Genomic DNA, 24192 nt, shown 5'->3' with positions numbered 1-24192 from the left:
GTTGCGAAGGAATAGATTATGAAACTTGAATTTTCGATTTATCGTTACAACCCGGATGTTGACAGCGCGCCTCGTATGCAGGATTACACGCTGGCAGTAAAGGATGGGCGTGACATGATGTTGCTGGATGCGCTAATCCAGCTTAAAGAGCAGGATCCAACACTCTCTTTCCGTCGTTCTTGCCGTGAAGGGGTTTGTGGTTCTGACGGCCTCAACATGAATGGTAAAAATGGTCTGGCCTGTATTACACCGGTTTCGGCTTTACAGCGTGGCAGCAAGAAGATTGTGATCCGTCCGTTGCCGGGTTTGCCGGTTATCCGTGATCTGGTTGTAGATATGGGGCAATTCTATGCGCAATATGAGAAGATTCGCCCATATTTGCTGAATGACGGTAAAAACCCGCCGGCGCGTGAGCATTTACAGTCACCGGCACAAAGGGAAAAACTGGATGGCTTGTACGAATGTATTCTGTGTGCATGTTGTTCAACTTCTTGCCCGTCATTTTGGTGGAATCCAGATAAATTTATCGGACCTGCGGGGTTGCTGGCAGCATATCGCTTCCTGATCGACAGTCGTGATACTGAAACCGATTCACGGTTAGATAAGCTGAATGATGCTTTCAGTGTTTTCCGCTGCCATAGCATCATGAATTGTGTCAGTGTGTGCCCTAAAGGGTTGAATCCAACAAAAGCCATTGGTCATATTAAGTCTATGTTGTTAAAACATAGCGCGTAATTGGCTTGCCCTCCGCGTAGTTTTATCTGCGGAGGGCACAAAGAATTGAGAATGATGAGTTGCCAACTGCTAATGATGACAAAAGCTTTGAGGCAAGGAACCTTTAAAAACCATTAAATGGTTTTTAAAGGTTCCTTGAAGGGTTCCGAAACCCAAAAGAGAACATGCATAAAGCACGTCCAAATGAACCTTTTATCGACACCGCATTTAAGCGGTGATAGTTAACCACGGCGAAAACTAAAGCTTTTAAAGCTTAAGGGATCACAATGCAGAACGGCGCAATGAAAGACTGGCTGGATTCGAGCTTCCTGGCTGGTTCAAACCAGTCTTACATAGAGCAAGTCTATGAAGACTATATAACCGATCCAAACTCCGTTGATGCAAGTTGGAAAGAAATTTTCCAACAATTGCCGAATGCGGGATTAAGCGGTGAACAACTCCACTCGCAGACGCGTGATTACTTCCGCCGCCTTGCGAAAGATACTACGCGTTATCACTCTTCTGTCAGTGATCCGGCAATGGATGCAAAACAAGTTAAGGTTTTGCAACTCATCAACGCATTCCGTTTCCGCGGCCATCAAAATGCGAATCTTGATCCGTTGGGATTATGGAAACAGGATAGTGTTCCTGATTTAGATCCTGCATTCCATAATCTGACGGAAGCTGATTTTGCAGAGACATTTAATGTCGGTTCTTTTGCTCTCGGCAAAGAAACGATGAAATTGGCGGATTTGTATGAAGCACTGAAACGCACTTATTGCGGTTCTATTGGCGCTGAATACATGCACATCACGAATACGGAAGAAAAACGTTGGATCCAGCAGCGTCTGGAATCTGTTACCGTCAGCTCTCAGTTCAGCGCAGAAGAAAAACAGCGTTTTCTGGCGGAACTGACGGCGGCTGAGGGTTTGGAACGTTATTTGGGTGCGAAGTTTCCGGGAGCGAAACGTTTTTCTCTTGAAGGTGGTGATGCACTGATCCCCATGTTGAAAGATCTTATTCGTCATGCGGGTAAGCACGATACACGGGAAGTTGTGATGGGGATGGCTCATCGTGGTCGCCTCAACGTTCTGGTTAATATATTAGGTAAAAAACCGGCTGATCTGTTCGATGAGTTTGCCGGGAAGCATAAAGAGCACCTTGGTACCGGCGACGTGAAATACCATCAGGGTTTCTCGTCTGATTTTGCCACCGAGGGCGCTAAGGTTCATTTGGCATTGGCATTTAACCCATCTCACCTTGAGATTGTCAGCCCTGTGGTTATTGGTTCAGTACGCGCCCGCCGTGATCGTCTGGATGAAGGTCGCAGTAATATGGTATTGCCAATCACTATCCACGGGGATGCTGCCGTCACCGGTCAGGGCGTTGTGCAGGAAACCCTGAACATGTCTCAGGCCCGTGGTTATGAAGTGGGTGGTACGATTCGTATTGTTATCAACAACCAGATTGGTTTCACAACGTCTAATCCGAAGGATGCTCGTTCAACACAATACTGTACCGATATCATCAAAATGGTACAGACGCCGATTTTTCACGTTAATGCAGACGATCCAGAAGCGGTGGCATTCGTTACCCGTCTGGCTCTGGATTTCCGTAATGCCTTTAAACGTGACGTGATGCTCGATCTGGTATGTTACCGCCGTCATGGTCATAACGAAGCTGATGAGCCAAGTGCGACTCAGCCAATGATGTATCAGAAAATTAAGAAACACCCAACGCCACGCAAAATCTACGCTGACAAGCTGGTTGCTGAGAAGTTGATATCAGTCGATGATGTGACTGAAATGGTTAATCTGTATCGTGATGCTCTTGACCGTGGTGACTGTGTCGTTGAAGAGTGGCGCTCAATGGGGCTGCACTCATTTACATGGGAACCTTATCTTAATCACGATTGGGATGAAGAATATCCATATAAAGTCGATATTAAGCGTTTGCAGGAGCTGGGTAGACGTATCAGCTTTGTCCCGGAAGAAGTGGAAATGCACTCCCGCGTAGCGAAAATTTATAATGACCGTGCAGAGATGGCTAACGGTGATAAATTGTTCGATTGGGGTGGGGCAGAAACTTTAGCCTATGCGACTTTAGTTGATGAAGGTGTTCCGGTGCGTTTGTCTGGTGAGGATGCGGGCCGTGGTACTTTCTTCCATCGTCATGCTGTTATACATAATCAGGCTAATGGTTCTGTTTATGTGCCTCTGGCGAACGTTCATAACGGTCAGGGAGTGTTCAATGTATGGGATTCGGTTCTGTCTGAAGAAGCTGTTCTGGCGTTTGAGTATGGCTATGCGACAACGGAGCCCCGCGCTTTAACAATCTGGGAAGCGCAGTTTGGTGATTTCGCTAACGGAGCACAGGTTGTTATTGACCAATTCATCAGCTCCGGTGAGCAGAAATGGGGCCGTATGTGTGGCCTGGTTATGCTGTTACCGCATGGTTATGAAGGTCAGGGGCCTGAACACTCTTCGGCCCGCTTGGAACGTTATCTGCAACTCTGTGCAGAACAGAACATGCAGGTTTGCGTACCATCAACGCCGGCTCAGGTTTACCACATGCTTCGCCGTCAGGCTCTGCGTGGTATGCGTCGTCCATTGATTGTTATGTCACCGAAGTCACTGTTGCGTCATCCATTAGCGATTTCCAGCCTGGATGAACTGGCTAACGGTAAATTCCAGACAGTTATCGGTGAAGCTGATGCGCTGGATCCTAAAGGTGTTAAACGGGTTGTACTCTGTTCAGGTAAAGTTTACTACGACCTGTTGGAGCAACGCCGTAAGAAAGAACAAACTAATGTTGCTATCGTGCGTGTTGAACAACTGTATCCGTTCCCTCATCAGGATGTTCAATCAGCATTGGAGCAGTATGCTCATGTACACGATTTTGTCTGGTGCCAGGAAGAGCCGTTAAACCAAGGGGCCTGGTATTGCAGTCAGCATAACTTCCGTGAAGTGATCCCGTTCGGGGCTTCTTTACGTTATGCAGGTCGTCCTGCGTCTGCTTCCCCGGCAGTTGGATATACGTCAGTTCACCAGCAGCAGCAGCAAGAGCTGGTTAATGACGCACTGAACGTTGAATAAATAAGGATAGAAAATGAGTAGCGTAGATATTCTGGTTCCTGTTTTGCCCGAGTCTGTTGCTGATGCCACTGTTGCAGTCTGGCACAAAAAAGAGGGTGACCGTGTTGAACGTGATGAAGTGCTGGTTGAAATCGAAACGGATAAAGTGGTACTGGAAGTGCCTGCCAGTGAAGCCGGTATTTTAGAAGCCATTTTGGAAGTGAAAGATGCAACCGTTCTGTCCAGTCAGCTTCTTGGTCGTATCCGTTTGGGCGATAGCACGGGTAAGCTGACAGAAGTAAAAGAAAAAACGGAAGCAACTTTGGCTAAACGCCAGACTGCGGGTTTGGAAGACGAGAGCAACGACGCACTCAGCCCGGCGGTTCGCCGTTTGATTGCAGAGCATGATCTTGATGCCAAAGCGATTAAAGGCAGTGGTGTTGGTGGGCGTATTGTCCGAGAAGACGTGGAAAAATACATGGCTGATAACGAAAAAGCGGGTAACAAGCCAGTAGAAGCCTCGGTGTCTGTTCAGGATTCTCTGTTGCCGCACCGTAGCGAAAAGCGTGTTCCAATGACTCGCCTGCGTAAGCGTGTGGCTGAACGTCTACTGGAAGCGAAAAACAACACTGCGATGTTGACGACGTTTAACGAAGTTAACATGAAGCCGATTCAGGAAATGCGTAAGCTGTACGGTGAAGCGTTTGAAAAACGCCACGGTGTGCGTCTGGGCTTTATGTCTTTCTATGTGAAAGCCGTGGTTGAAGCACTGAAACGCTATCCGGAAGTGAATGCTTCTATTGATGGCACTGATGTGGTTTACCACAACTATTTCGATATCAGTATTGCGGTATCTACACCGCGTGGTCTGGTAACGCCGGTACTGCGTGATGCGGATGCATTGAGCATGGCTGAACTCGAAAAACGGATTAAAGAGCTGGCTATCAAAGGCCGTGACGGTAAATTGACCGTCGAAGAGCTGACCGGTGGTAATTTCACGATTACCAATGGTGGTGTATTCGGTTCTTTAATGTCTACGCCGATCATTAACCCGCCACAGAGCGCGATTCTTGGTATGCATGCCATTAAAGATCGTCCGATGGCGGTCAATGGTCAGGTAGAGATCCTTCCGATGATGTATCTGGCGTTGTCTTATGACCACCGTCTGATCGATGGACGCGAGTCTGTAGGCTTCCTAGTGACCATCAAAGAAATGTTAGAAGATCCTGCACGTTTGCTGCTGGACGTATAGCAACATAATAAGGGCAGATACGCGCTAATATCTGCCCGGTCTGAAGTAAACAAATGTACATGCACAGCCAGTCTTTGGACTGGCTATATCCAGAGCAACAAAAAATTAAGAGAGCAATTGCTCTTCTCAGACTAGATTATGGATAGAACATCATGAATTTACATGAGTATCAGGCAAAACAGCTTTTTGCACGGTATGGTTTACCCGCTCCGGCTGGTTATGCCTGCACTACACCGCGTGAAGCAGAAGAAGCGGCATCTAAAATTGGTGCTGGCCCTTGGGTGGTTAAGTGCCAGGTTCACGCTGGTGGCCGCGGTAAAGCGGGCGGCGTGAAATTGGTTAACAGTAAAGAAGAAATTCGCGCTTTCGCTGAACAATGGCTGGGCAAACGTCTGGTCACTTACCAAACAGATGCGCAAGGGCAGCCTGTTCACCAGATTTTGGTCGAAGGGGCAACTGATATTGCGAAGGAGCTGTATCTCGGTGCTGTGGTTGATCGTGGTACGCGTCGTGTAGTGTTCATGGCCTCTACTGAAGGTGGTGTTGAAATTGAAAAAGTTGCGGAAGAAACGCCGGAACTCATTCATAAAGCGATTATCGACCCACTGGTTGGCCCTATGCCTTATCAGGGGCGTGAACTGGCATTTAAACTGGGATTAACCGGTAAACAAATCAGCCAGTTCACTAAAATTTTCTTAGGATTGGCAAATCTATTCTTGGAGCGCGATCTGGTTCTGGTTGAAATTAATCCGTTGGTTATCACGACTCAGGGTGATCTGATTTGTCTGGATGGCAAACTGGGCGCTGATGGTAACGCACTGTTCCGTCAGGCTGAACTGCGTGAAATGCATGACCCATCTCAGGAAGATCCGCGTGAAGCGCAGGCGGCACAGTGGGAACTGAACTATGTCGCGCTGGATGGCAACATTGGTTGCATGGTAAATGGCGCAGGTTTGGCAATGGGTACGATGGATATTGTTAAATTGCATGGTGGTGCACCTGCGAACTTCCTTGATGTAGGTGGTGGCGCAACCAAAGAACGTGTGACAGAAGCGTTTAAAATCATCCTGTCAGATGAAAACGTGAAAGCAGTATTGGTTAACATCTTTGGTGGTATTGTCCGTTGTGACCTGATTGCTGATGGTATTATTGGTGCGGTGGAAGAAGTGGGTGTTCACGTACCGGTTGTTGTTCGTTTGGAAGGAAACAATGCTGAGTTGGGAGCGAAAAAACTGGCTGACAGTGGTTTGAATATCATTGCGGCAACCAGCCTGACAGACGCAGCTAAACAAGCAGTAGCAGCCGTGGGGGCAAAATAATGTCTATTTTAATCGATAAAAACACCAAAGTTATCTGTCAGGGTTTTACCGGTAGTCAGGGGACTTTCCATTCAGAACAAGCGATTGCCTATGGCACCCAGATGGTGGGTGGTGTCACGCCAGGCAAGGGCGGTACTGAGCACTTGGGATTACCTGTTTTCAATACGGTTCGTGAAGCGGTAGAAGTGACCGGCGCAACGGCCTCCGTTATCTATGTTCCGGCTCCATTCTGTAAAGATTCCATTCTGGAAGCTATTGATGCTGGCATCAAACTGATCATCACGATTACTGAAGGTATCCCGACTCTGGATATGTTGGCTGTTAAAGTGAAACTGGATGAAGCGGGTGTTCGTATGATCGGCCCTAACTGCCCGGGCGTTATTACACCGGGTGAATGTAAGATCGGCATTATGCCGGGCCACATTCATCTGGCAGGTAAAGTCGGTATCGTTTCCCGTTCAGGTACGCTGACTTATGAAGCAGTAAAACAGACCACTGATGCTGGTTTAGGGCAATCTACTTGTGTTGGTATCGGTGGTGACCCAATTCCAGGTTCTAACTTCATTGATATCCTGAAATTGTTCCAGGAAGATCCGCAAACAGAAGCTATCGTAATGATTGGTGAAATTGGTGGTAATGCGGAAGAAGAAGCGGCGGCTTATATCAAACAGCACGTAACTAAGCCTGTTGTTGGCTACATCGCAGGTGTGACTGCACCAAAAGGTAAGCGCATGGGTCATGCTGGCGCCATTATCGCGGGCGGTAAAGGAACCGCAGATGAAAAATTTGCTGCTCTGGAAGCCGCTGGCGTGAAGACGGTTCGTAGCCTGGCAGACATCGGTGATGCAGTGAAAGAGTTACTCGCTGGCAAGTGACTTCTGATAAAAAATATTTATATATTGGGCCGCTGATAAGTGGCCTTTCTCTTTGTGTGGACAGTATCGCCTGCGATTAAATCTTTATTTTCAGTTTGGTATTCTCCAATTAATTTAAACTGAATTACATTAGTACTCTTTATTTAAATTTAATAAAGACGACGCTAATAATAATATTTTCTTAAGAATGAAAATAAAAAGTTAATTTTAAAAGTCATTTCACAGCAATATAGAAATCAATAATTATTTAAATAAACAAATGATTAACAATATGCCAACCAAAATGAAATAATAGACAGAGTAGTTAACACTAACCAGAAAAAAATCATTAAAATCAAGTTATTACTATGGCATTATTTTTCTAATTTGCTTAAATTGATCCTGATCAATGAGTCCCCATTAAGCAATAACCGCAATTATTGACCCATATTCAGAATTCTAATCTAAATCACGTAAAACGTATTTATTGTGTGGGAATATAAGCGTACTATGCTATTAGTTTAATTAGGTTTTTAATTCACTTGGTAATGAGTTGTTATTTTAGAGGCACTTATTGCTGGTAGTTATAAGGTTTTCGTTTTAGTGCCCTGAACAGGTTCTTATACGAAGTCAGGTTGCCGCAAGCCGGTGCTTTCCTGCTAGGAGCAAGGAGTCAAGATGTTTGATATTGTCGAACTGTCACGATTACAGTTTGCCTTAACGGCAATGTATCATTTCCTGTTCGTTCCGCTAACGCTTGGTATGGCGTTTTTGTTGGCGATTATGGAAACGGTATATGTGCTCTCCGGTAAACAAATTTACAAAGATATGACAAAATTCTGGGGCAAATTGTTTGGTATTAACTTTGCTCTGGGTGTCGCAACAGGGTTGACCATGGAGTTCCAGTTCGGAACTAACTGGTCATACTTTTCTCACTACGTCGGTGACATTTTCGGCGCGCCTCTGGCGATCGAAGGTCTGATGGCGTTCTTCCTGGAGTCCACATTCGTCGGTTTGTTCTTCTTCGGTTGGGATCGTCTTAGTAAAAAACAGCACTTGGCGGTAACCTGGCTGGTTGCGTTAGGTTCTAACTTCTCCGCACTTTGGATTCTGGTTGCTAATGGTTGGATGCAAAACCCAATTGCTTCTGACTTCAACTTTGAAACCATGCGTATGGAAATGGTGAGTTTTGCCGAATTGGTACTGAATCCGGTTGCTCAGGTGAAATTTGTTCATACCGTTGCGGCGGGTTATGTGACAGGGGCGGTTTTTGTTCTTGGTATCAGCTCTTACTACCTGCTTAAAGGCCGAGATATTCCATTTGCTAAACGCTCATTTGCGATTGCTTCAAGTTTTGGTATCGCCGCTGTGCTATCCGTTATTGTTCTGGGTGATGAATCCGGTTACGAAATGGGTGACGTACAGAAGACTAAACTGGCCGCAATTGAGGCTGAATGGGAAACTCAGCCACCTCCGGCAGCCTTTACACTGATAAGTATCCCGGATCAGGATAAAATGGAAAACAAATATGCCATTCAGATCCCTTATCTCATGGGCCTGATTGCCACCCGTTCTGTCGATACCCCAGTTATTGGTCTGCGTGATCTGATGGACCAACATGAGCTGCGTATCCGTAATGGTATGAAAGCTTATCAACTGTTAGAAGAGCTGCGGGCAGGTAACACGGATCCGATGGTTCGTACCGCATTCAATGAAAGTAAGCAAGACCTTGGCTATGGCATGTTGCTGAAACGTTATACCAGCAAAGTGACTGATGCCAGTGAAGAACAAATCAAAGCCGCCGCGAAAGATTCCATTCCTCGCGTTGCTCCACTCTATTTTGCATTCCGTATCATGGTTGCAGCTGGCTTCCTGATGTTACTGTTGATTGGTCTGGCGTTTTGGAGTGTTATCCGTGGTCGTATTGGTGAGCAAAAATGGTTACTGCGCACAGCATTGTACAGCATCCCATTGCCGTGGATTGCTATAGAATCAGGCTGGTTTGTGGCCGAATATGGTCGTCAGCCGTGGGCGATTGGTGAAGTTTTGCCAACGGCGGTGGCGAGTTCCAATTTGGCAGCCAGCGATATCCTGTTCTCAATGGCGCTGATTTGTGGCCTTTACACCTTGTTCCTGATCGCAGAAATGTTTTTGATGTTCAAATTCGCCCGTCGTGGTCCAAGCAGTCTGAATACTGGCCGTTACCACTTTGAACAGAAAACAACTTCAGCGTACGATGCTCAGTAATAAACGGGAGTCCACTTATGTTTGATTATGAAGTACTACGGTTTATATGGTGGCTGCTGATTGGTGTGTTGCTAATCGGTTTTGCGGTAACTGATGGTTTTGACATGGGCGTGGGTGTCCTGTTACGCATCATTGGTAAAAACGATACTGAACGCCGCATCATGATTAACTCAGTGGCACCACACTGGGATGGTAACCAGGTTTGGTTGATCACTGCTGGTGGGGCATTGTTCGCAGCATGGCCGACGGTTTATGCCGCCGCATTCTCTGGTTTCTATGTCGCCATGATCCTGGTGTTATCCGCGCTGTTTTTCCGTCCGGTTGGTTTTGACTACCGTTCCAAACTGGAAAATCGCAAGTGGCGCAACATGTGGGATTGGGGAATATTTGTCGGTAGTTTCGTTCCGCCATTAGTTATCGGTGTGGCATTTGGCAATCTGTTACAAGGGGTGCCGTTCAACGTTGATTCCCAACTACGCCTGTTCTATAGCGGTTCATTCTTCGGATTGCTAAATCCATACGGTTTGCTGGCCGGTGTGATCAGTCTGATGATGATTGTGACTCAGGGGGCAACTTATCTACAAATGCGTACTACCGGTGAACTGCGTCTGCGTTCCCGTGCCGCAACTTATATTTGTGCGCTGGTAACAATGGTTGCTTTCCTGCTGGCAGGTGTATGGCTGATTTATGGTATTGATGGTTATATTGTGACTGGCGGCTTGGATACAATGGCTCAGTCTAACCCATTGCATAAAGAAGTTGCTCATCAGGCGGGGGCCTGGATGACCAATTTTAATCACTATTCGTGGTTATGGGCGTTACCAGCACTGGGTGTTGTTTCTCCTCTGCTGACGATATTGATGACTGGTATGAATCGGGCAGGATGGGCATTCCTGTTCTCTTCACTGACCATTGTTTGTATCATTCTGACCTGTGGTGTGACGATGTTCCCATTTGTTATGCCATCAATCACTCATCCAAATGTCAGCCTGACAATGTGGGATGCGACTTCAAGTCTGTTGACACTGCGTGTCATGTTTGTAGTTGCACTGATTTTTGTCCCAATCGTTTTGGGATACACCATTTGGTGTTACTACAAAATGTTCGGGCGTTTGGACAAAAGCTTTATTGAAAATAATAAACATTCACTGTACTAAGGAGCACAGAGCATGTGGTATTTTGCTTGGATTCTCGGAACGCTCTTGGCTTGTAGTTTCGCTATCATCGCTGCCTTAGCACTTGAGCATAATGAAGCGGAAAAAACCGCTGAAAATAGTGAGAAATAATGTTGATAGATAAATGCTATCAACTGATGGATAAAGGTCCTGTAAGGGGCCTTATCCTTATTATGGCGTTGGTGCTTGCTTTTTGTGTCTTCTGGGATCCCGCCCGTTTTGCGGCAAACACCAGTTCATTGCACCTATGGCAAGGCATTTTACTCATATGGGCTGTGTGCACAGGTGTAACTTTCGGAACGGGTTTTCACCCAAGAAATATCGTCTGGCGTATCTTTTTCTTTCCTCTGCCGGCGTTTTTAATTTTGATTTGGGGCTTGTATCACTTCTTCCATTAGTTAATTCTGTGTGTTGTGGGATTTTTAGCCAATAAATTTTTTATTTGCACATTATTCCAAAGCTGCATGGTCTTGAGTATAGTGGCAGCGTTAATTCGCCTTATGCAGGATTGAAAGTGAGTAATCCGTTGTTTCGTTGGCCCGTCCGTGTTTATTACGAAGATACAGATGTTAGCGGGGTAGTTTATAACGCCCGTTATGTCGTCTTTTATGAAAGAGCCCGTACAGAGATGTTGCGTCAGCATGGCATTCATCAACAGTGTTTACTTGATGAACAGATTGCATTTGTTGTTCGGCGTATGGTGGTTGATTACCGAGCTCCAGCCCGGCTTGATGATATGTTGGAGGTGGAGAGCGAAATTACGGATATTCGTAGAGCATCTTTGACATTTATTCAACGCATTGTTGATGTTAACGGAACAATTCTTAACAGCGCAGAATTTTTAATCGCCTGCGTGAATATATCTCAAATGAAGCCGATTGCGCTTCCTCAGTCTATTGTCGCGGAGTTTAAGTAGTGACTGACATGAACATTCTTGATTTATTCCTGAAAGCGGGCCTTTTGGTACAGCTGATCATGCTTATTTTGATCTGCTTTTCCATTGCTTCATGGGCAATCATTATTCAAAGGACCAAAATTCTCAATGCGGCGACCCGTGAAGCGGAAGCGTTTGAGGACAAATTCTGGTCAGGTATTGAATTATCGCGCTTGTATAAGGAAAGTCAGTCTCGCCGTGATTCCTTGGGGGGAACGGAACAAATTTTTTATTCTGGGTTCAAAGAATTTGCCCGTTTGCACCATGTAAACAACCATGTGCCGGAAGCGGTGGTAACAGGCGCTTCACGTGCAATGCGCATATCTATGAACCGTGAATTGGAAACACTGGAAAGCCATATTCCATTCCTGGGGACTGTGGGTTCAATCAGCCCGTATATCGGCCTATTTGGTACGGTTTGGGGGATCATGCATGCATTTATCGCGTTAGGTGCGGTAAAACAGGCAACTCTTCAGATGGTAGCACCGGGTATTGCAGAAGCGTTAATTGCAACGGCGATTGGCCTATTTGCTGCTATTCCAGCGGTTATGGCATACAACCGTCTGAATCAGCGCGTTAATAAGCTGGAGCAAAATTACGATAACTTTATGGAAGAATTTTTGGCTATTTTGCATCGTCAGGCTTTCTCTGCTGAAAATAAAGCTGAAAACAAAGAGTAAGGGGAGAGGCTATGGCACGCACTCGTAGTCGCAAGCGTGAGCTGAAATCCGAAATCAATATCGTTCCCTTACTGGACGTGTTGCTGGTTTTGTTGCTTATCTTTATGGCAACAGCACCGATTATCACTCAGAGCGTAGAAGTTGATTTGCCGGATGCAGTAGATTCCAAAACGGTTTCCAGCTCCGATAATCCACCGGTAATCGTGGAAGTTTCTGGTGTTGGTCAATACACCATGGTAATCAACCATGAACGGCTGGAATTATTACCTGAGCCGCAGATTATTGCAGAAGCGCAGGCCCGAATAAAAGAGAATCCGAAAACCGTTTTTTTGATCGGTGGTTCGAGAGAAGTGCCTTATGATGAGATTATTAAAGCACTGAACATGTTACATCAGGCCGGTGTGAAATCCGTTGGTTTAATGACTCAGCCTATCTGAGTCTGGCCGGCAATTGCTGTTATTTAAAGATTTTGGATATCAAGCGTGGGAAAGATAAACGGGCAAGACAATAAGCTAAATCGCGCCGTTATCGTTTCGGTTGTGTTGCATATTATTTTGATAGGGTTACTTATTTGGGGTTCCCTGACGCAAAAAACTGAAATGGGTGGTGGCGGACAGGATGGTTCTGTTATTGACGCTGTTATGGTCGATCCGGACGCGGTAGTACAGCAGTACAATCAACAACAGCAGCAGCAAGCCGACGCTAAACGAGCCGAACAGTTACGTAACAAGAAAGCGGAGCAGCAGACAGCCGAATTGAGAGAAAAACAGGCTGAGGAGCAGGAGCGCCTGAAAGCGGTAGCAGAAGAGCGGATTAAAGCGCAACAGGTTGCGGAAGAACAGAAAAAGCAAGCTGTAGAAGCAGCAGCAAAAGCCCGTGAAGAGCAAAAACAGGCAGAAGAAGCGGCGGCAAAGGCTAAAGCTGAAAAAGAAAAACTGATTAAAGATCAGGCTGAGGCGCAGAAAAAAGCAGAAGCCGAAGCTAAAAAAGAAGCTGAAGCCGCTGCTGCTAAACAAAAAGCTGCGGAAGAAGCGAAAGCCAAGGCAGAAGCGGAGGCTAAAGCAAAAGCCAAGGCTGAAGCGGATGCTAAAGCCAAAGCTGAGGCAGATGTAAAAGCTAAGGCAAAAGATGAAGCTGACGCTAAGAAAAAAGCGGCGGCACAAGCCGCCAAGCAGGCAAGTGAAGTTGATGATTTACTGGGTGGTTTAACGTCTAATGCGCCAAAGCAGGGGGGGGCTTCTGCTGCGGGTAAAGGTGGTGGTAAGAAAAGTGGTGCTTCAAATTCTGATATTAATAACTATCTTGGGCAGATTCAGATAGCAATACAGAATAAGTTTTATGATCCAAGTATGTATCGTGGGCGTATGTGTACATTACGGATTAAGCTTGCTCCTGATGGTTTGCTAATAGATATAAAACCAGAAGGGGGGGATCAGGCACTGTGTCAGGCAGCGGTAGCCGCAGCTAAACAAGCGAAAATTCCGAAACCACCAAGTAAAGAGGTTTACGCAGTGTTTAAGAATGCGCCGATTGATTTCAAACCTCAATAAGATGGTTATTTATAGAGATTACTAATAACAAACAAAACCATTCAATGTTATTAAGCTATCTGGTTTTGTTTGTTGACGTTTGTTAATATTCTGCGAATTATTGCGGCATTCCATCTGCGATAAGGGAGAGATGATGAAGCAGGCTTTTAAAGTAGTGCTGGGCATTTTGATGTTGTGGGCTGCTGTTGCTCACGCAGAAGTTCGTATTGAAATCACACAAGGTGTTGATTCTGCACGTCCTATTGGTGTTGTGCCATTTAAATGGACTGGGGCGGGTAATGCGCCTGAAGAGATAGGTGCGATCGTTGGGGCGGATCTTCGCAACAGCGGTAAATTTAATCCTATTGACACCAGCCGTATGCCACAGCAACCGACGACGGCATCAGAGGTGACGCCTGCTGCGTGGTCGGCATTGGGGATTGATGCAGTTATTGTCGGGCAGATTCAACCCAGTGCGGATGGTAGTTTCCTGATCTCTTATCAGTTGGTTGATACCGCTGGCGCTCCGGGAACCGTTCTTGCTCAGAATCAGCTTAAAGTGACTAAGCAGTGGCTGCGTTATGCGGCGCATACAGTCAGTGATGAAGCGTTTGAAAAACTGACTGGCATTAAAGGCGCATTCCGCACTCGCCTGGCTTATGTTGTGAAAACGAATGGCGGCAAATATCCATATGAGCTGCGTGTATCCGATTACGATGGTTACAACCAGTTTACTGTTCACCGTTCGCCAGAACCATTGATGTCACCGGCATGGTCTCCTGATGGCGCTAAGCTGGCTTATGTGACCTTTGAGAGTGGCCGTTCCGCCTTGGTTATTCAGACCTTGGCCAGCGGTGAAGTACGTCAGGTTGCTTCTTTTCCGCGTCATAACGGAGCACCTGCATTTTCCCCTGATGGCAGTAAGTTGGCATTTGCCCTGTCCAAATCGGGTAGTTTGAATCTTTACGTGATGGACTTGGATTCAGCTCAGATCCGTCAGGTTACAGATGGCCGCAGTAACAATACTGAGCCAAGTTGGATGCCGGATAACCAGACTTTGGTCTATACCTCCGATCAGGGTGGTCGTCCGCAGTTATACAACGTCAATATTAATGGCGGTGCTCCGCAACGCCTCACTTGGGAAGGCACACAAAACCAGGATGCTGATGTTAGCTCCGATGGTAGTTTTGTGGTAATGGTCAGCTCAGAGAGTGGTAAGCAGCACATTGCTAAACAAGATCTGGCAACGGGAGCCGTTCAAACTTTGACGGATACGTTCTTGGATGAAACGCCAAGTATCGCACCTAACGGTACTATGGTGATTTATAGCTCCACTCAAGGGTTGGGGACTGTATTGCAGCTAGTTTCGACTGACGGGCGTTTCAAAGCGCGTCTTCCGGCGACCGATGGACAGGTAAAATTCCCTGCTTGGTCGCCGTATCTGTGATGCATAATAATATGTATGGCAAATTTTAAAAGGATCAAAGAGATGCAACTGAACAAAGTGCTAAAAGGGCTGATGTTAGCTTTACCAGTTATGGCTGTAGCAGCGTGTAGTTCTAATAAAAATGCTGATAACGATCAGTCTGGTGTAGGCACTGTTAACGAAACTAATGCGGGTCTGTCAGCGGAAGAATTAGCTCGTCAGCAAATGCAAGAGCTGCAAAACAACAACATCGTATATTTTGGTTTCGATAAATTCGATATCAGCTCAGATTTTTCTCAGCTGTTAGACGTTCATGCAGCATTCCTGCGTAGCAACCCATCTTATAAAGTTGTTGTAGAAGGTCATGCTGACGAACGTGGTACACCTGAGTACAACATCGCATTAGGTGAACGCCGTGCTAACGCAGTGAAAATGTACCTGCAAGGTAAAGGTGTTTCCGGTGAGCAGATCTCTATCGTCTCTTACGGTAAAGAAAAACCAGCTGTACTGGGCCACGAAGAAGCAGCATATGCTAAAAACCGTCGCGCAGTATTGGCATACTAAGAGTAATTCATGAACAGTAACTTCAGACGTCATTTTTTGGGTCTGTCGTTATTGGTTGGCGTAGCGGCTCCCTGGGCCGCTATTGCCCAAGCGCCAATCAGTAATGTCGGCTCGGGTTCTCCTGATGAGCGCCTTACCCAATTAGAGCGTATTTCCAACGCTCACAGTCAGCTGTTGACCCAGCTCCAGCAACAACTCGCCGATTCTCAACGTGATATCGACATGCTCCGTGGGCAGATTCAAGAGAATCAGTATCAGCTTAATCAGGTTATAGAGCGGCAGAAGGATATTTATCAGCAACTGGAAGGCGCTACCCGTTCTGCGGATAGTCAATCTGCTACCAATACAGCATCTTCAGTAGCAAGTAAGAGTGGTAATCAGGCGTCCTCAGCTGCAAATACGGGTAGCGAGAAGGGTGATTATGACGCTGCCGTTTCTTTGGCGGTGAATACCAAAGAATATGATAAAGCGATTACTGCCTTTCAGAGTTTTGTGAAGTCTTATCCAAAGTCGAGTTATATGCCTAATGCGAATTATTGGTTAGGTCAGCTTCATTACAACAAGGGTAAGAAAGATGAAGCTGCTTACTACTTTGCTACGGTGGTGAAAGATTATCCTAAGTCTCAAAAAAGTGGTGAATCGTTGTATAAAGTTGGTTTAATCATGCAGGACAAAGGCCAGAAGGATAAAGCCAAATCTGTTTATCAGCAGGTTATGAAACAATATCCTGGTTCGAATGCGGCTAAACTGGCTGAGAAAAAGCTTTCTGCGCTGTAATTATCGGCCCCGGAAGGCAGTATTAATATGTTTTCGGGGTTTTTGAGTGTTTAATAAGCATTTAAACGTAATTTTAAAAAATAATCATTGCGCTGCGCGGAAAAATCAGTAATATATGCCGCCGTTGCCGAGAGAAGTCACAAGATGGGTCGTTAGCTCAGTCGGTAGAGCAGTTGACTTTTAATCAATTGGTCGCAGGTTCGAATCCTGCACGACCCACCATCTTGAAGCCTCACTCAAAAACCAATTCCCACAGATGGGTCGTTAGCTCAGTCGGTAGAGCAGTTGACTTTTAATCAATTGGTCGCAGGTTCGAATCCTGCACGACCCACCATCTTGAGGCTTCACTCAAAAACCAATTTCCACAGATGTGTCGTTAGCTCAGTCGGTAGAGCAGTTGACTTTTAATCAATGGGTCGCAGGTCCGAGCCTCGCGAAGCGAGACAACAATGCGCTCAATAGTTCTATATTTCTGACTACTTTAAAACTTACCTCCCAATAACTTGCATAATATGCTTCCTAACCTTACCGGGTAACTCACTATCGAACTCAAATTTCTTCATTTCAGCTACTTCAGCAGAAATCTCCGTATAAAGCTCTGTGGTTTCCAGCAATGCTCGTATCGCTTCTTCTTTGCCATAACTGCCAAAAATCCCTTGAATACGCTTGCTGAACTTCTCAGGTAGCCATTCATGCAAATGATGGCCGTTGTACCAGACATCCGTCTTTCCATCACTTTTTATCGAGACGTACCACTCCATCATTGCCAGCAGTAAATCTTTCATCTCATTATCCCTCATTCTTGCAGGCCATAAATCACCACGAGCGATATAAACAGGCACTTGTGTTGCCTCAAACCAGAACTCGCGCAGGTTTTCATTAAATTCTGCTGATGATGGAATATGAGATTTAGTCAATTGGTGAGTGATTTCAGGAAGCCCGTTCGTAAGGTTCGTCTTATCAAGGAGGATCTTATAACCGCGTTGATAGAGTTTATCCAAACCTCTCTGTTTCATATCTTCCAGGCGTTCAACACTTGCCAGTGTGAAATCCACCTTACGGCCGTCACTAAAAACGACCAGGCAAGTTGGCCAATCCGGTTCACCCTCTTTTTCATTAGCCAGATGTAATGCAACCATAACGTCACCCAACTGCTTAAACCATAAATCGTTGCCTATTAATTCATCTGTTCCCGAACCAATCAGTTCTATATCCAGATCTGAGAATTTATCTACACGTGTGTTTCTGGCACGGGAACCTGTTTGGATAACTGTATCAATACGGGGATCGTTATGGGCAAAAGTCAGGATTTTTTCCAGAAGGATTACCGGGTCTTCCATTATATGAAGTTCCTATTTAACTTTAGTGATGATTGATGAATCAGCTTAATTTCATAAATTAGCAGGTAATGTAATAACTTATAACAGGTAAAATACTCCGCGACAAATTGATGTAAATTGGTTGCTTTGTTTAGTATATAAAACAAAATTGCGTGAATTTTTTGATAAGCAGCCGGTTCCATGAGGCATTTTTTACCTTATCAAACCAAGCCCTTGGTGGTTATTTTGCATCTGGTTGTTTTATGGGTGAAATATATCAACTATAACATTGCAAGCTATAGAGTAGATATGGAGTGAGGTGTGTATGATGGTATCCCAGCACTTTCATTTACGACACGTTTTTAGAACTGGCAACTTAAGGGTATCGATAATAACAATGCGCGTGTTTTCTACAAAGACAGGGAATCCTATGATATTCCTGAACATTGCTGTTTAGATGTTCTTGTCCAAATACCAGAAGATTCAGTTTGGAATTTAAAACAAAAAAAGTCACAGGATGAGGTAGAAAGAATAGGAGAAAAATAATTTCCAGATATTAAATATAAATTGGGGATATATTTTAGATTCCAAAATGTTTAACTGTTTATTTTTGCCAATGATACAAAAACGGTTAACCCTATAAGTTAGTTACGTTATTGCAACATACCGTAGATGTTGAAATGGCAACAGAAGCAGAGAAAATAGCATTAATGGTTTGGAAAAAGTATTTTGTATTATTGAGCCGTGTCGATATTCTGCAAGCTCTTGATATTAAGTGGCCGGAGCAGCCAAGTCATTGAAGCCGGGGCACCGGCTTTACTTTTTTATTCTTTTGGATTCACATATTAATTACATCATCAATATGTCTTTGAAACTTGATAGGGAGATTAGGCCAATCATTACTGATAGGTTGAGGGTAGTTTGTATCTGCTTTATGTATTGAGTCATTAAATATGGCGTTGTTTTCATTAAGGAATACATAGATATGTATGCTCATTAATATATGTCCTTCATGGTTTTTTGGTTTGTGATTGACTTCTAATTTGTTAAATTTACTGTTCATAGATAAAATATAGCAAATAATGATATTAAGATTATTTGGCTAAACAGAAAAATTTACGTTGTGAAAATTAATAGAAAATATAGATTATGGCAATGTTATATATTAATAGATTATTTATTGATTTAATGGTGTTGTTTTTCGCAAAAATAAAAATATATACTAGGAGATAAGATTTATATTGTATGGTTAAAGTAAAAAGCACGATTTTGTGTTTTTATTTAATTTATTTTTGTGTTTTGATAATAACATATTAAAAATATATTAAATTAATTAGGTAGATTCACATAAAAAGCGGCATAATACCGCTTTAATTTATTAGTCATTTTTTGTGGTGAAATTAAATGGGTATTTTTAACTAATTCACCAGTGGCCAATTCAATACCACCACACTGTCGTTGTAATTATTATTAGCGTCATTTTCGGCACCAATAGTGACTGTTCCCGGTTTTCCGTCAAGGGTATTATAAGAGTAACGGAGTTTGCAGGGTTTGCCATCTCCTATAATATCGATACAGACTTTGCCTGTACCTGATGTATAGGTTTTAACCCCAACGACATTATCTGTTCCTGTTTGGGTTAATGTATCTACCAGAAGGTCGTCGATATACACTTTGATTATTTGCTGGTGAATATTCGTATTCACGTAAGCTGTCAGGCCGAATCGGATACTTTGAGGTAACTGGAAGCAGTATTTACCGGTGTCATTGGTACCACATTCTCCACCACAATTTGAGGGTTTATTTGGTTCGCAAGGATCATTAACTTTTTCTATTCGCCACAAGCCCGTGCCGGGCAGACGTGTAGTCGTTCTAGAGGCAAATACCTGGTATTTCGTATTTGGAAAGGTAGCATCACCGTAGGTATCAAGGAATCCCCTTTGATTATACCGATTAAAGAGAGCGAAAATACCTTCTTCGGTGATTCTTCCATCGCGAGAAATGTTTTGTTGATTAATATACCATAACATCGTTGTTTTGGAATAGAGATTGATATCTGATGTATTAACCTGATAAAGTTCAGGTGGTGCTTTATCACCCGCTTCACCATAGCAAGTTAAATAACCACCATCACATTTATAAAGGTTATGAAGCAAGATAATATCATTATTAATTATCTCACTGCCTACAGATTTTCCTGTGCCTGATTCTATTCTCCATATTCCTCCTAGATTAGAAAAAGCGGGTTCGATAGTGAGTACGCCATATTTTGCGCCAGCTCTTTTGTCTTCTCCATATACACTGAGATATCCCCCCTCCCAGTTTTTGTAGCTATTCAATATTTTTACGGTATCGCCATACCTAATTATATTATCCATTAATTTCTCCAGAAAGTTTGTTATGTGTTTTTGATCGTTGATATATCCCTTGAAATTGTTCTGAACTCATCTATTACCGTTCAATAATCTTTTAAATTGAGCCATTGTGATAAATCGAGGGCTGAACTTTTTGTGATTCTTAGTCGGGATAGCAGTAGCGATAAACGTCTACCGATTGAGTATCAATCCTAATGATTATTCGGTAAAGGCAATGCTTTTGTTACTTACTTCTAACAATGAATTGGGCTGCTGAAATTGTTGTTGCTTGACTATTCTACTTTACCGCCATCAGCTTCATCTCAAGCCTGATTACGCCGTGCAGTCACTGGATGATACATGGTGCTTTTTTTGCTTGGCATGTGATGTAAATTGCTTACCACGTCGATGAAATTTAAGCCAACATGAATTGGGATTCATAATGTCGAAGTTAATTGGAAATAATCAGATAGTTGTTATTGCTATGGTTGCTGCATTAGTTCAATTTATTAATGCATTAGAGTACATGATGGTAACTCTGCTTTTTGTTTATATGTCGAAAGATTTTCACATGCCGGTTACGATGGCGGGAGTTATTGCGGGTGTTTATATTTTCTCCTCCGTATTTTCTGGCTTGACATCCTTTTTCTTTATTGATCGCTTTAATAAAAGAAAGGTTCTCATTTTAAACACACTGTTTCTCGGTTTGATTACTTTCCTGACGATTTTCTCTTCGGAACCATACCAACTTATTCTGCTACGTATCATTGCCGGTCTGTTTGGTGGTGTGACATTGGGAGTAGGCATTGCGTTTTCATCTTTTTCATTCGTTAGCATTTTAGGTATACCATTGTGCTTATATTTGGCGGAGAGTTTTAACTTGGAAGTACTCATCGTTATTTTATGCATCGTGAGTGTGCCTCTGATCCTCTTCTTTATTCCTAGTGCAGAGAAAGTAAAAAATAGTCAGAAAAAAATTGTACTAACCAAAAAAATAACATTAGCCGGGATGGCAAGTGGCGTCAGTAATTTTAGTCTCTTCGTGCTTATTCCGATACTTGTTCCGCTATTTCGCTTCTTATGCCTCAACGCCTGAAAATCGTGCGGGCTTTGGTGCCCTTCAGATGGCATTTTCCAATTTGGGCGCTGGCGTAGTGTTCTTCTTCTCCTCTATTTTCTTAGACGGTAACGCCTTGTAAAGTTGTCATTGAACATGGATATATTGCCAGGAAAAATTTTTCTGTGGATAAAATATCTGAATGGCATGGTGATTTATGGGCACCTTGGATAGGTGATAAATATGAGCCTAATAAAGCAATTCATATCTATACTGAAAGGGGATTGAGATCTGAATTCAGATTTAATATTTGGATATTTCAGGATTATTGGGATCCACCAAATGAAAATGGGGTTAAATATGCCATAAATAGGGAGTTTACTTACGATGATGCGTTAGAGATTCCTGGTAATAATCGAGGCAGTGGAAATAAAAATCCTAAGGCTAGAATTTAATGACAATAATATTAATTTGGAAATGATATATCATTCGCTACCTGATATAGCGGACATCGCTGATGTCTAGAATTAACGACCATTTTCAGGCGCTAAAAACTGCATCTTGAAGTTTCTTGGGTATAAACCCGTAAAACGACTTTCATTCTGAGAATTTTCTTATTTTTTAATTAGAAAATAATTTAATAAAGGACTTTAATAGAACAGCTTTTATCAATATAATAATGTATCCTGTATAGCCCTCACAGATAAAATATCTCGTAATAAATTGCTATAAATTGATTATTTTGTTTAGTATATTAAACAAATGTGCGCAAATTTTCGGACTAAAAACCAAAATTATCGCTTTTTAAAACCATATACTAAACAGAGAATCAGCATAATGAGCGAGTATATTGATTTTAATTCAACCATTTACCCCTTCCCACCGAAACCTGCTTTTCTCAGTAAGGATGAAAAGAAACATTGCCGTGAAAAAATCAAGCACCTCCTGAAACAGCAGGATGCCGTTATGGTTGCACATTATTACACCGATCCAGAGATCCAGGCTTTGGCTGAGGAGACCGGGGGGTGTGTGGCAGATTCATTGGAAATGGCCCGTTTTGGCAGTAATCATCCAGCTTCTACTCTATTAGTAGCTGGAGTGCGATTTATGGGGGAAACCGCCAAAATTCTCAATCCGGAAAAGCGTGTTTTAATGCCAACGTTGGAAGCTGAGTGTTCGCTGGATCTGGGGTGTCCTGAAAAAGAATTTACTGAGTTTTGTGATAATAATCCGGATCGTACCGTAGTGGTTTATGCAAATACATCAGCAGCGGTTAAAGCACGGGCTGATTGGGTTGTGACTTCAAGTATTGCTGTTGAACTGATCGATTATCTGGATAGCCAGGGGCAAAAGATAATTTGGGCGCCGGATCGCCATTTGGGAAATTATGTCCGTAGACAGACAGGAGCCGATATTCTTTGTTGGCAAGGTGCTTGTATTGTCCATGATGAATTTAAAATTCAAGCTTTGATGAGAATGCAAGGTCTGCATCCCGATGCTGCGGTATTGGTTCATCCTGAATCACCAGAAGCAGTGATTGATCTGGCTGATGCGGTTGGCTCAACCAGTCAGTTGATCAAAGCAGCGCAGTCTTTGCCGCATCAGAAGCTGATTGTCGCAACAGATAAAGGTATCTTTTATAAAATGCAGCAAGCATGCCCTGGGAAGCAGTTATTTGAAGCGCCTACGGCTGGAGAAGGTGCGAGTTGCCGTAGTTGTGCCCATTGTCCGTGGATGGCAATGAATGGCTTACAAGCTATCGTTCAGGGATTGGTGCGGGGCGGGGTTCAGCATGAAATATTTGTTAAAGAAGAGTTACGTGAAAAGGCGCTTATTCCTTTAAACAGGATGCTTGATTTTGCAACTCGGTTAAAATAGGAAAACAAATAATGGGTATAATTCTTTGGTGTTGATAATAATAGGATAGAACAGATGGATTTTTTCAGTATTAACAATATATTAGTAAATATCCCATTGGGAAAAGGTGGTTATGATTTATCGTGGATTGAAGCAATAGGGACGATTTCTGGTTTGTTATGTATTTGGTTTGCAAGTCAGGAAAAAATAATTAACTATTTGTTTGGACTGATTAATGTCACATTATTTGCTGTGATTTTCTTCCAAATTCAACTTTATGCCAGTTTATTGCTGCAATTATTCTTTTTTGCTGCAAATATTTATGGCTGGTATGCCTGGAGCAGGGTTAATGATCAGCAGCAGATTGAACTTAAAATACGCTGGTTAAGCCTGAATAAGGTGTTAATAATTAGTCTGATTTCTGTGCTATTGATTGTTATTATGACTTTTAATATCGATCGGATCTTTGGCTTTTTGACTCAGATTGCCGTTACGATTATGCAAAAGTTTGATTTTAATATTCAAATGCCGGTATTGGCGCCTGATGCATTCCCATTCTGGGATTCGACAATGACGGTGCTCTCTATTGTGGCAATGATTCTGATGACGCGCAAATATGTTGAAAACTGGCTGGTATGGATGGTTATCAATGTGATAAGTGTTGTTATCTATTTCCATCAAGGCGTTTTGGCGATGTCATTGCAGTATGTGATTCTCTTTGGCATTGCACTTAATGGTTCTCGTTTGTGGATCCAGGTAGCTAAGAAAAATCATTCGCAGCCATTATCCCGCATCGAATAATTTTTAATGATGCCAGAGAATTGATTTGTCGGTTTCTGGCATATTTTTAGGGATTTCCTCTGATAATTCTCATTTCTGAAGATATTTCAATTATAAAAAACAGCTCAGATCACGTTTGACTATATTTTTCTATGCCTTTAGTTAAACACTGATTTATTTATTATCTACAAAGAATATTTACAGTTTGTCTTCTAACAGTTAAATTGAAATCACAAGATTGTTTTAAACAAATATACAAAGATGTGGATGAGAGAGGGTT

Annotated in this window: 23 protein-coding genes, 2 tRNA genes and 1 pseudogene; 24 read left to right on the top strand and 2 right to left on the bottom strand. The window is 43.4% G+C overall.

What is annotated here, in order from left to right; genetic code table 11:
* Window positions 1-18 precede the first annotated feature (18 nt).
* The 18 genes from ACUN2T_RS17665 to ACUN2T_RS17580 all read left to right on the top strand — a co-directional run bounded on the left by ACUN2T_RS17665 (window position 19) and on the right by ACUN2T_RS17580 (window position 16879).
* Window positions 19-735, top strand: a complete 717-nt coding sequence (locus tag ACUN2T_RS17665; protein ID WP_445494307.1) for a succinate dehydrogenase iron-sulfur subunit — start codon at window positions 19-21, stop codon at window positions 733-735.
* A gap of 266 nt (window positions 736-1001) precedes the next feature.
* Window positions 1002-3809: a 2-oxoglutarate dehydrogenase E1 component gene (gene sucA, locus ACUN2T_RS17660; protein ID WP_445494306.1), complete on the top strand. Its 2808-nt coding sequence runs from the start codon at window positions 1002-1004 to the stop codon at window positions 3807-3809.
* A 13-nt stretch (window positions 3810-3822) separates the two neighbouring features.
* Window positions 3823-5040 carry a 2-oxoglutarate dehydrogenase complex dihydrolipoyllysine-residue succinyltransferase gene (gene odhB / locus ACUN2T_RS17655; RefSeq protein ID WP_445494305.1) on the top strand — a complete coding sequence of 406 codons (1218 nt, stop codon included), beginning with the start codon at window positions 3823-3825 and terminating at the stop codon, window positions 5038-5040.
* Between the two features lie 152 nt (window positions 5041-5192).
* Window positions 5193-6359, top strand: a complete 1167-nt coding sequence (gene sucC / locus ACUN2T_RS17650; RefSeq protein ID WP_445494304.1) for an ADP-forming succinate--CoA ligase subunit beta — start codon at window positions 5193-5195, stop codon at window positions 6357-6359.
* Window positions 6359-7234: a succinate--CoA ligase subunit alpha gene (gene sucD, locus ACUN2T_RS17645; protein WP_445494303.1), complete on the top strand. Its 876-nt coding sequence runs from the start codon at window positions 6359-6361 to the stop codon at window positions 7232-7234. Before sucC ends, sucD begins: the two co-directional genes overlap by 1 nt.
* A 657-nt stretch (window positions 7235-7891) precedes the next feature.
* Window positions 7892-9460 carry a cytochrome ubiquinol oxidase subunit I gene (gene cydA / locus ACUN2T_RS17640; protein WP_445494302.1) on the top strand — a complete coding sequence of 523 codons (1569 nt, stop codon included), beginning with the start codon at window positions 7892-7894 and terminating at the stop codon, window positions 9458-9460.
* A gap of 17 nt (window positions 9461-9477) precedes the next feature.
* Window positions 9478-10617, top strand: a complete 1140-nt coding sequence (gene cydB, locus ACUN2T_RS17635; protein ID WP_445494301.1) for a cytochrome d ubiquinol oxidase subunit II — start codon at window positions 9478-9480, stop codon at window positions 10615-10617.
* A gap of 12 nt (window positions 10618-10629) precedes the next feature.
* Entirely contained in the window at window positions 10630-10746 is a 117-nt protein-coding gene (cydX, locus tag ACUN2T_RS17630; protein ID WP_021325053.1) for a cytochrome bd-I oxidase subunit CydX, read from the top strand.
* Window positions 10746-11033 carry a cyd operon protein YbgE gene (gene ybgE, locus ACUN2T_RS17625; protein WP_445494300.1) on the top strand — a complete coding sequence of 96 codons (288 nt, stop codon included), beginning with the start codon at window positions 10746-10748 and terminating at the stop codon, window positions 11031-11033. The genes cydX and ybgE overlap by 1 nt, the downstream gene beginning before the upstream one ends.
* Window positions 11034-11149: 116 nt before the next feature.
* Entirely contained in the window at window positions 11150-11551 is a 402-nt protein-coding gene (gene ybgC, locus ACUN2T_RS17620; protein WP_445494298.1) for a tol-pal system-associated acyl-CoA thioesterase, read from the top strand.
* A complete protein-coding gene (gene tolQ, locus ACUN2T_RS17615) occupies window positions 11551-12249 on the top strand; it encodes a Tol-Pal system protein TolQ (RefSeq protein WP_445494297.1) in 699 nt (232 codons plus the stop codon). The genes ybgC and tolQ overlap by 1 nt, the downstream gene beginning before the upstream one ends.
* An 11-nt stretch (window positions 12250-12260) precedes the next feature.
* Entirely contained in the window at window positions 12261-12686 is a 426-nt protein-coding gene (gene tolR, locus ACUN2T_RS17610) for a colicin uptake protein TolR (protein WP_445494296.1), read from the top strand.
* A 45-nt stretch (window positions 12687-12731) separates the two neighbouring features.
* A complete protein-coding gene (gene tolA / locus ACUN2T_RS17605) occupies window positions 12732-13799 on the top strand; it encodes a cell envelope integrity protein TolA (protein ID WP_445494295.1) in 1068 nt (355 codons plus the stop codon).
* Window positions 13800-13932: 133 nt separating this feature from the next.
* The gene (tolB, locus tag ACUN2T_RS17600) at window positions 13933-15225 is read left to right on the top strand and encodes a Tol-Pal system beta propeller repeat protein TolB (protein ID WP_445497912.1); all 1293 of its coding nucleotides are present in this window, start codon (window positions 13933-13935) and stop codon (window positions 15223-15225) included.
* A 42-nt stretch (window positions 15226-15267) separates the two neighbouring features.
* The gene (gene pal, locus ACUN2T_RS17595) at window positions 15268-15768 is read left to right on the top strand and encodes a peptidoglycan-associated lipoprotein Pal (RefSeq protein ID WP_445494294.1); all 501 of its coding nucleotides are present in this window, start codon (window positions 15268-15270) and stop codon (window positions 15766-15768) included.
* 9 nt (window positions 15769-15777) lie between these two features.
* On the top strand, window positions 15778-16545 hold the full coding sequence (gene cpoB / locus ACUN2T_RS17590) for a cell division protein CpoB (protein ID WP_445494292.1): 768 nt from the start codon (window positions 15778-15780) through the stop codon (window positions 16543-16545).
* Between the two features lie 146 nt (window positions 16546-16691).
* Window positions 16692-16767 (top strand) — tRNA-Lys (locus ACUN2T_RS17585).
* A gap of 36 nt (window positions 16768-16803) precedes the next feature.
* Window positions 16804-16879 (top strand) — tRNA-Lys (locus ACUN2T_RS17580).
* Between the two features lie 154 nt (window positions 16880-17033).
* Here ACUN2T_RS17580 and ACUN2T_RS17575 read toward each other — a convergent pair.
* Window positions 17034-17885, bottom strand: coding sequence for an aminoglycoside 6-adenylyltransferase (locus ACUN2T_RS17575; RefSeq protein WP_445494291.1), 852 nt, complete (start codon window positions 17883-17885; stop codon window positions 17034-17036).
* A gap of 659 nt (window positions 17886-18544) precedes the next feature.
* Here ACUN2T_RS17575 and ACUN2T_RS17570 point away from each other — a divergent pair.
* Entirely contained in the window at window positions 18545-18664 is a 120-nt protein-coding gene (locus ACUN2T_RS17570; RefSeq protein WP_445494289.1) for a tail fiber assembly protein, read from the top strand.
* A 618-nt stretch (window positions 18665-19282) separates the two neighbouring features.
* On the opposite strand, the gene ACUN2T_RS17565 is transcribed toward ACUN2T_RS17570, so the two are convergent.
* On the bottom strand, window positions 19283-20242 hold the full coding sequence (locus ACUN2T_RS17565; RefSeq protein WP_445494287.1) for a fucose-binding lectin II: 960 nt from the start codon (window positions 20240-20242) through the stop codon (window positions 19283-19285).
* Window positions 20243-20660: 418 nt separating this feature from the next.
* On the opposite strand from ACUN2T_RS17565, the gene ACUN2T_RS17560 reads away from it, so the two are divergent.
* The 5 genes and pseudogenes from ACUN2T_RS17560 (at window position 20661) to pnuC (ending at window position 23933) form a co-directional block, all read left to right on the top strand.
* Window positions 20661-21314, top strand: a complete 654-nt coding sequence (locus tag ACUN2T_RS17560; RefSeq protein ID WP_445494286.1) for an MFS transporter — start codon at window positions 20661-20663, stop codon at window positions 21312-21314.
* A gap of 146 nt (window positions 21315-21460) precedes the next feature.
* The gene (locus ACUN2T_RS17555) at window positions 21461-21730 is read left to right on the top strand and encodes a hypothetical protein (RefSeq protein WP_445494284.1); all 270 of its coding nucleotides are present in this window, start codon (window positions 21461-21463) and stop codon (window positions 21728-21730) included.
* A pseudogene (locus tag ACUN2T_RS17550) lies at window positions 21723-21840 on the top strand (IS630 family transposase); the annotation flags it as partial. The gene ACUN2T_RS17555 and the pseudogene ACUN2T_RS17550, both read left to right, overlap by 8 nt.
* A gap of 272 nt (window positions 21841-22112) precedes the next feature.
* Window positions 22113-23153, top strand: coding sequence for a quinolinate synthase NadA (nadA, locus tag ACUN2T_RS17545; protein ID WP_445494283.1), 1041 nt, complete (start codon window positions 22113-22115; stop codon window positions 23151-23153).
* Between the two features lie 54 nt (window positions 23154-23207).
* Window positions 23208-23933, top strand: a complete 726-nt coding sequence (pnuC, locus tag ACUN2T_RS17540) for a nicotinamide riboside transporter PnuC (protein WP_445494281.1) — start codon at window positions 23208-23210, stop codon at window positions 23931-23933.
* The last annotated feature ends 259 nt before the right edge of the window (window positions 23934-24192 follow it).

This window comes from Photorhabdus machadonis, from assembly GCF_052657765.1.
This window is presented reverse-complemented; position numbering and strand designations above follow the sequence as displayed.

Bases quoted from the DNA above. Each gene is read 5' to 3' on its own strand.
- cydB (WP_445494301.1), top strand. From the start codon at position 9,478: ATGTTTGATTATGAAGTACTACGGTTTATATGGTGGCTGCTGATTGGT.
- ACUN2T_RS17665 (WP_445494307.1), top strand. From the start codon at position 19: ATGAAACTTGAATTTTCGATTTATCGTTACAACCCGGATGTTGACAGC.
- cydX (WP_021325053.1), top strand. From the start codon at position 10,630: ATGTGGTATTTTGCTTGGATTCTCGGAACGCTCTTGGCTTGTAGTTTC.
- sucD (WP_445494303.1), top strand. From the start codon at position 6,359: ATGTCTATTTTAATCGATAAAAACACCAAAGTTATCTGTCAGGGTTTT.
- pnuC (WP_445494281.1), top strand. From the start codon at position 23,208: ATGGATTTTTTCAGTATTAACAATATATTAGTAAATATCCCATTGGGA.
- tolR (WP_445494296.1), top strand. From the start codon at position 12,261: ATGGCACGCACTCGTAGTCGCAAGCGTGAGCTGAAATCCGAAATCAAT.
- sucA (WP_445494306.1), top strand. From the start codon at position 1,002: ATGCAGAACGGCGCAATGAAAGACTGGCTGGATTCGAGCTTCCTGGCT.
- ACUN2T_RS17570 (WP_445494289.1), top strand. From the start codon at position 18,545: ATGGCAACAGAAGCAGAGAAAATAGCATTAATGGTTTGGAAAAAGTAT.
- tolB (WP_445497912.1), top strand. From the start codon at position 13,933: ATGAAGCAGGCTTTTAAAGTAGTGCTGGGCATTTTGATGTTGTGGGCT.
- cydA (WP_445494302.1), top strand. From the start codon at position 7,892: ATGTTTGATATTGTCGAACTGTCACGATTACAGTTTGCCTTAACGGCA.
- pal (WP_445494294.1), top strand. From the start codon at position 15,268: ATGCAACTGAACAAAGTGCTAAAAGGGCTGATGTTAGCTTTACCAGTT.
- ACUN2T_RS17560 (WP_445494286.1), top strand. From the start codon at position 20,661: ATGTCGAAGTTAATTGGAAATAATCAGATAGTTGTTATTGCTATGGTT.
- odhB (WP_445494305.1), top strand. From the start codon at position 3,823: ATGAGTAGCGTAGATATTCTGGTTCCTGTTTTGCCCGAGTCTGTTGCT.
- ACUN2T_RS17575 (WP_445494291.1), bottom strand. From the start codon at position 17,885: ATGGAAGACCCGGTAATCCTTCTGGAAAAAATCCTGACTTTTGCCCAT.
- sucC (WP_445494304.1), top strand. From the start codon at position 5,193: ATGAATTTACATGAGTATCAGGCAAAACAGCTTTTTGCACGGTATGGT.
- nadA (WP_445494283.1), top strand. From the start codon at position 22,113: ATGAGCGAGTATATTGATTTTAATTCAACCATTTACCCCTTCCCACCG.
- ACUN2T_RS17565 (WP_445494287.1), bottom strand. From the start codon at position 20,242: ATGGATAATATAATTAGGTATGGCGATACCGTAAAAATATTGAATAGC.
- cpoB (WP_445494292.1), top strand. From the start codon at position 15,778: ATGAACAGTAACTTCAGACGTCATTTTTTGGGTCTGTCGTTATTGGTT.
- ybgE (WP_445494300.1), top strand. From the start codon at position 10,746: ATGTTGATAGATAAATGCTATCAACTGATGGATAAAGGTCCTGTAAGG.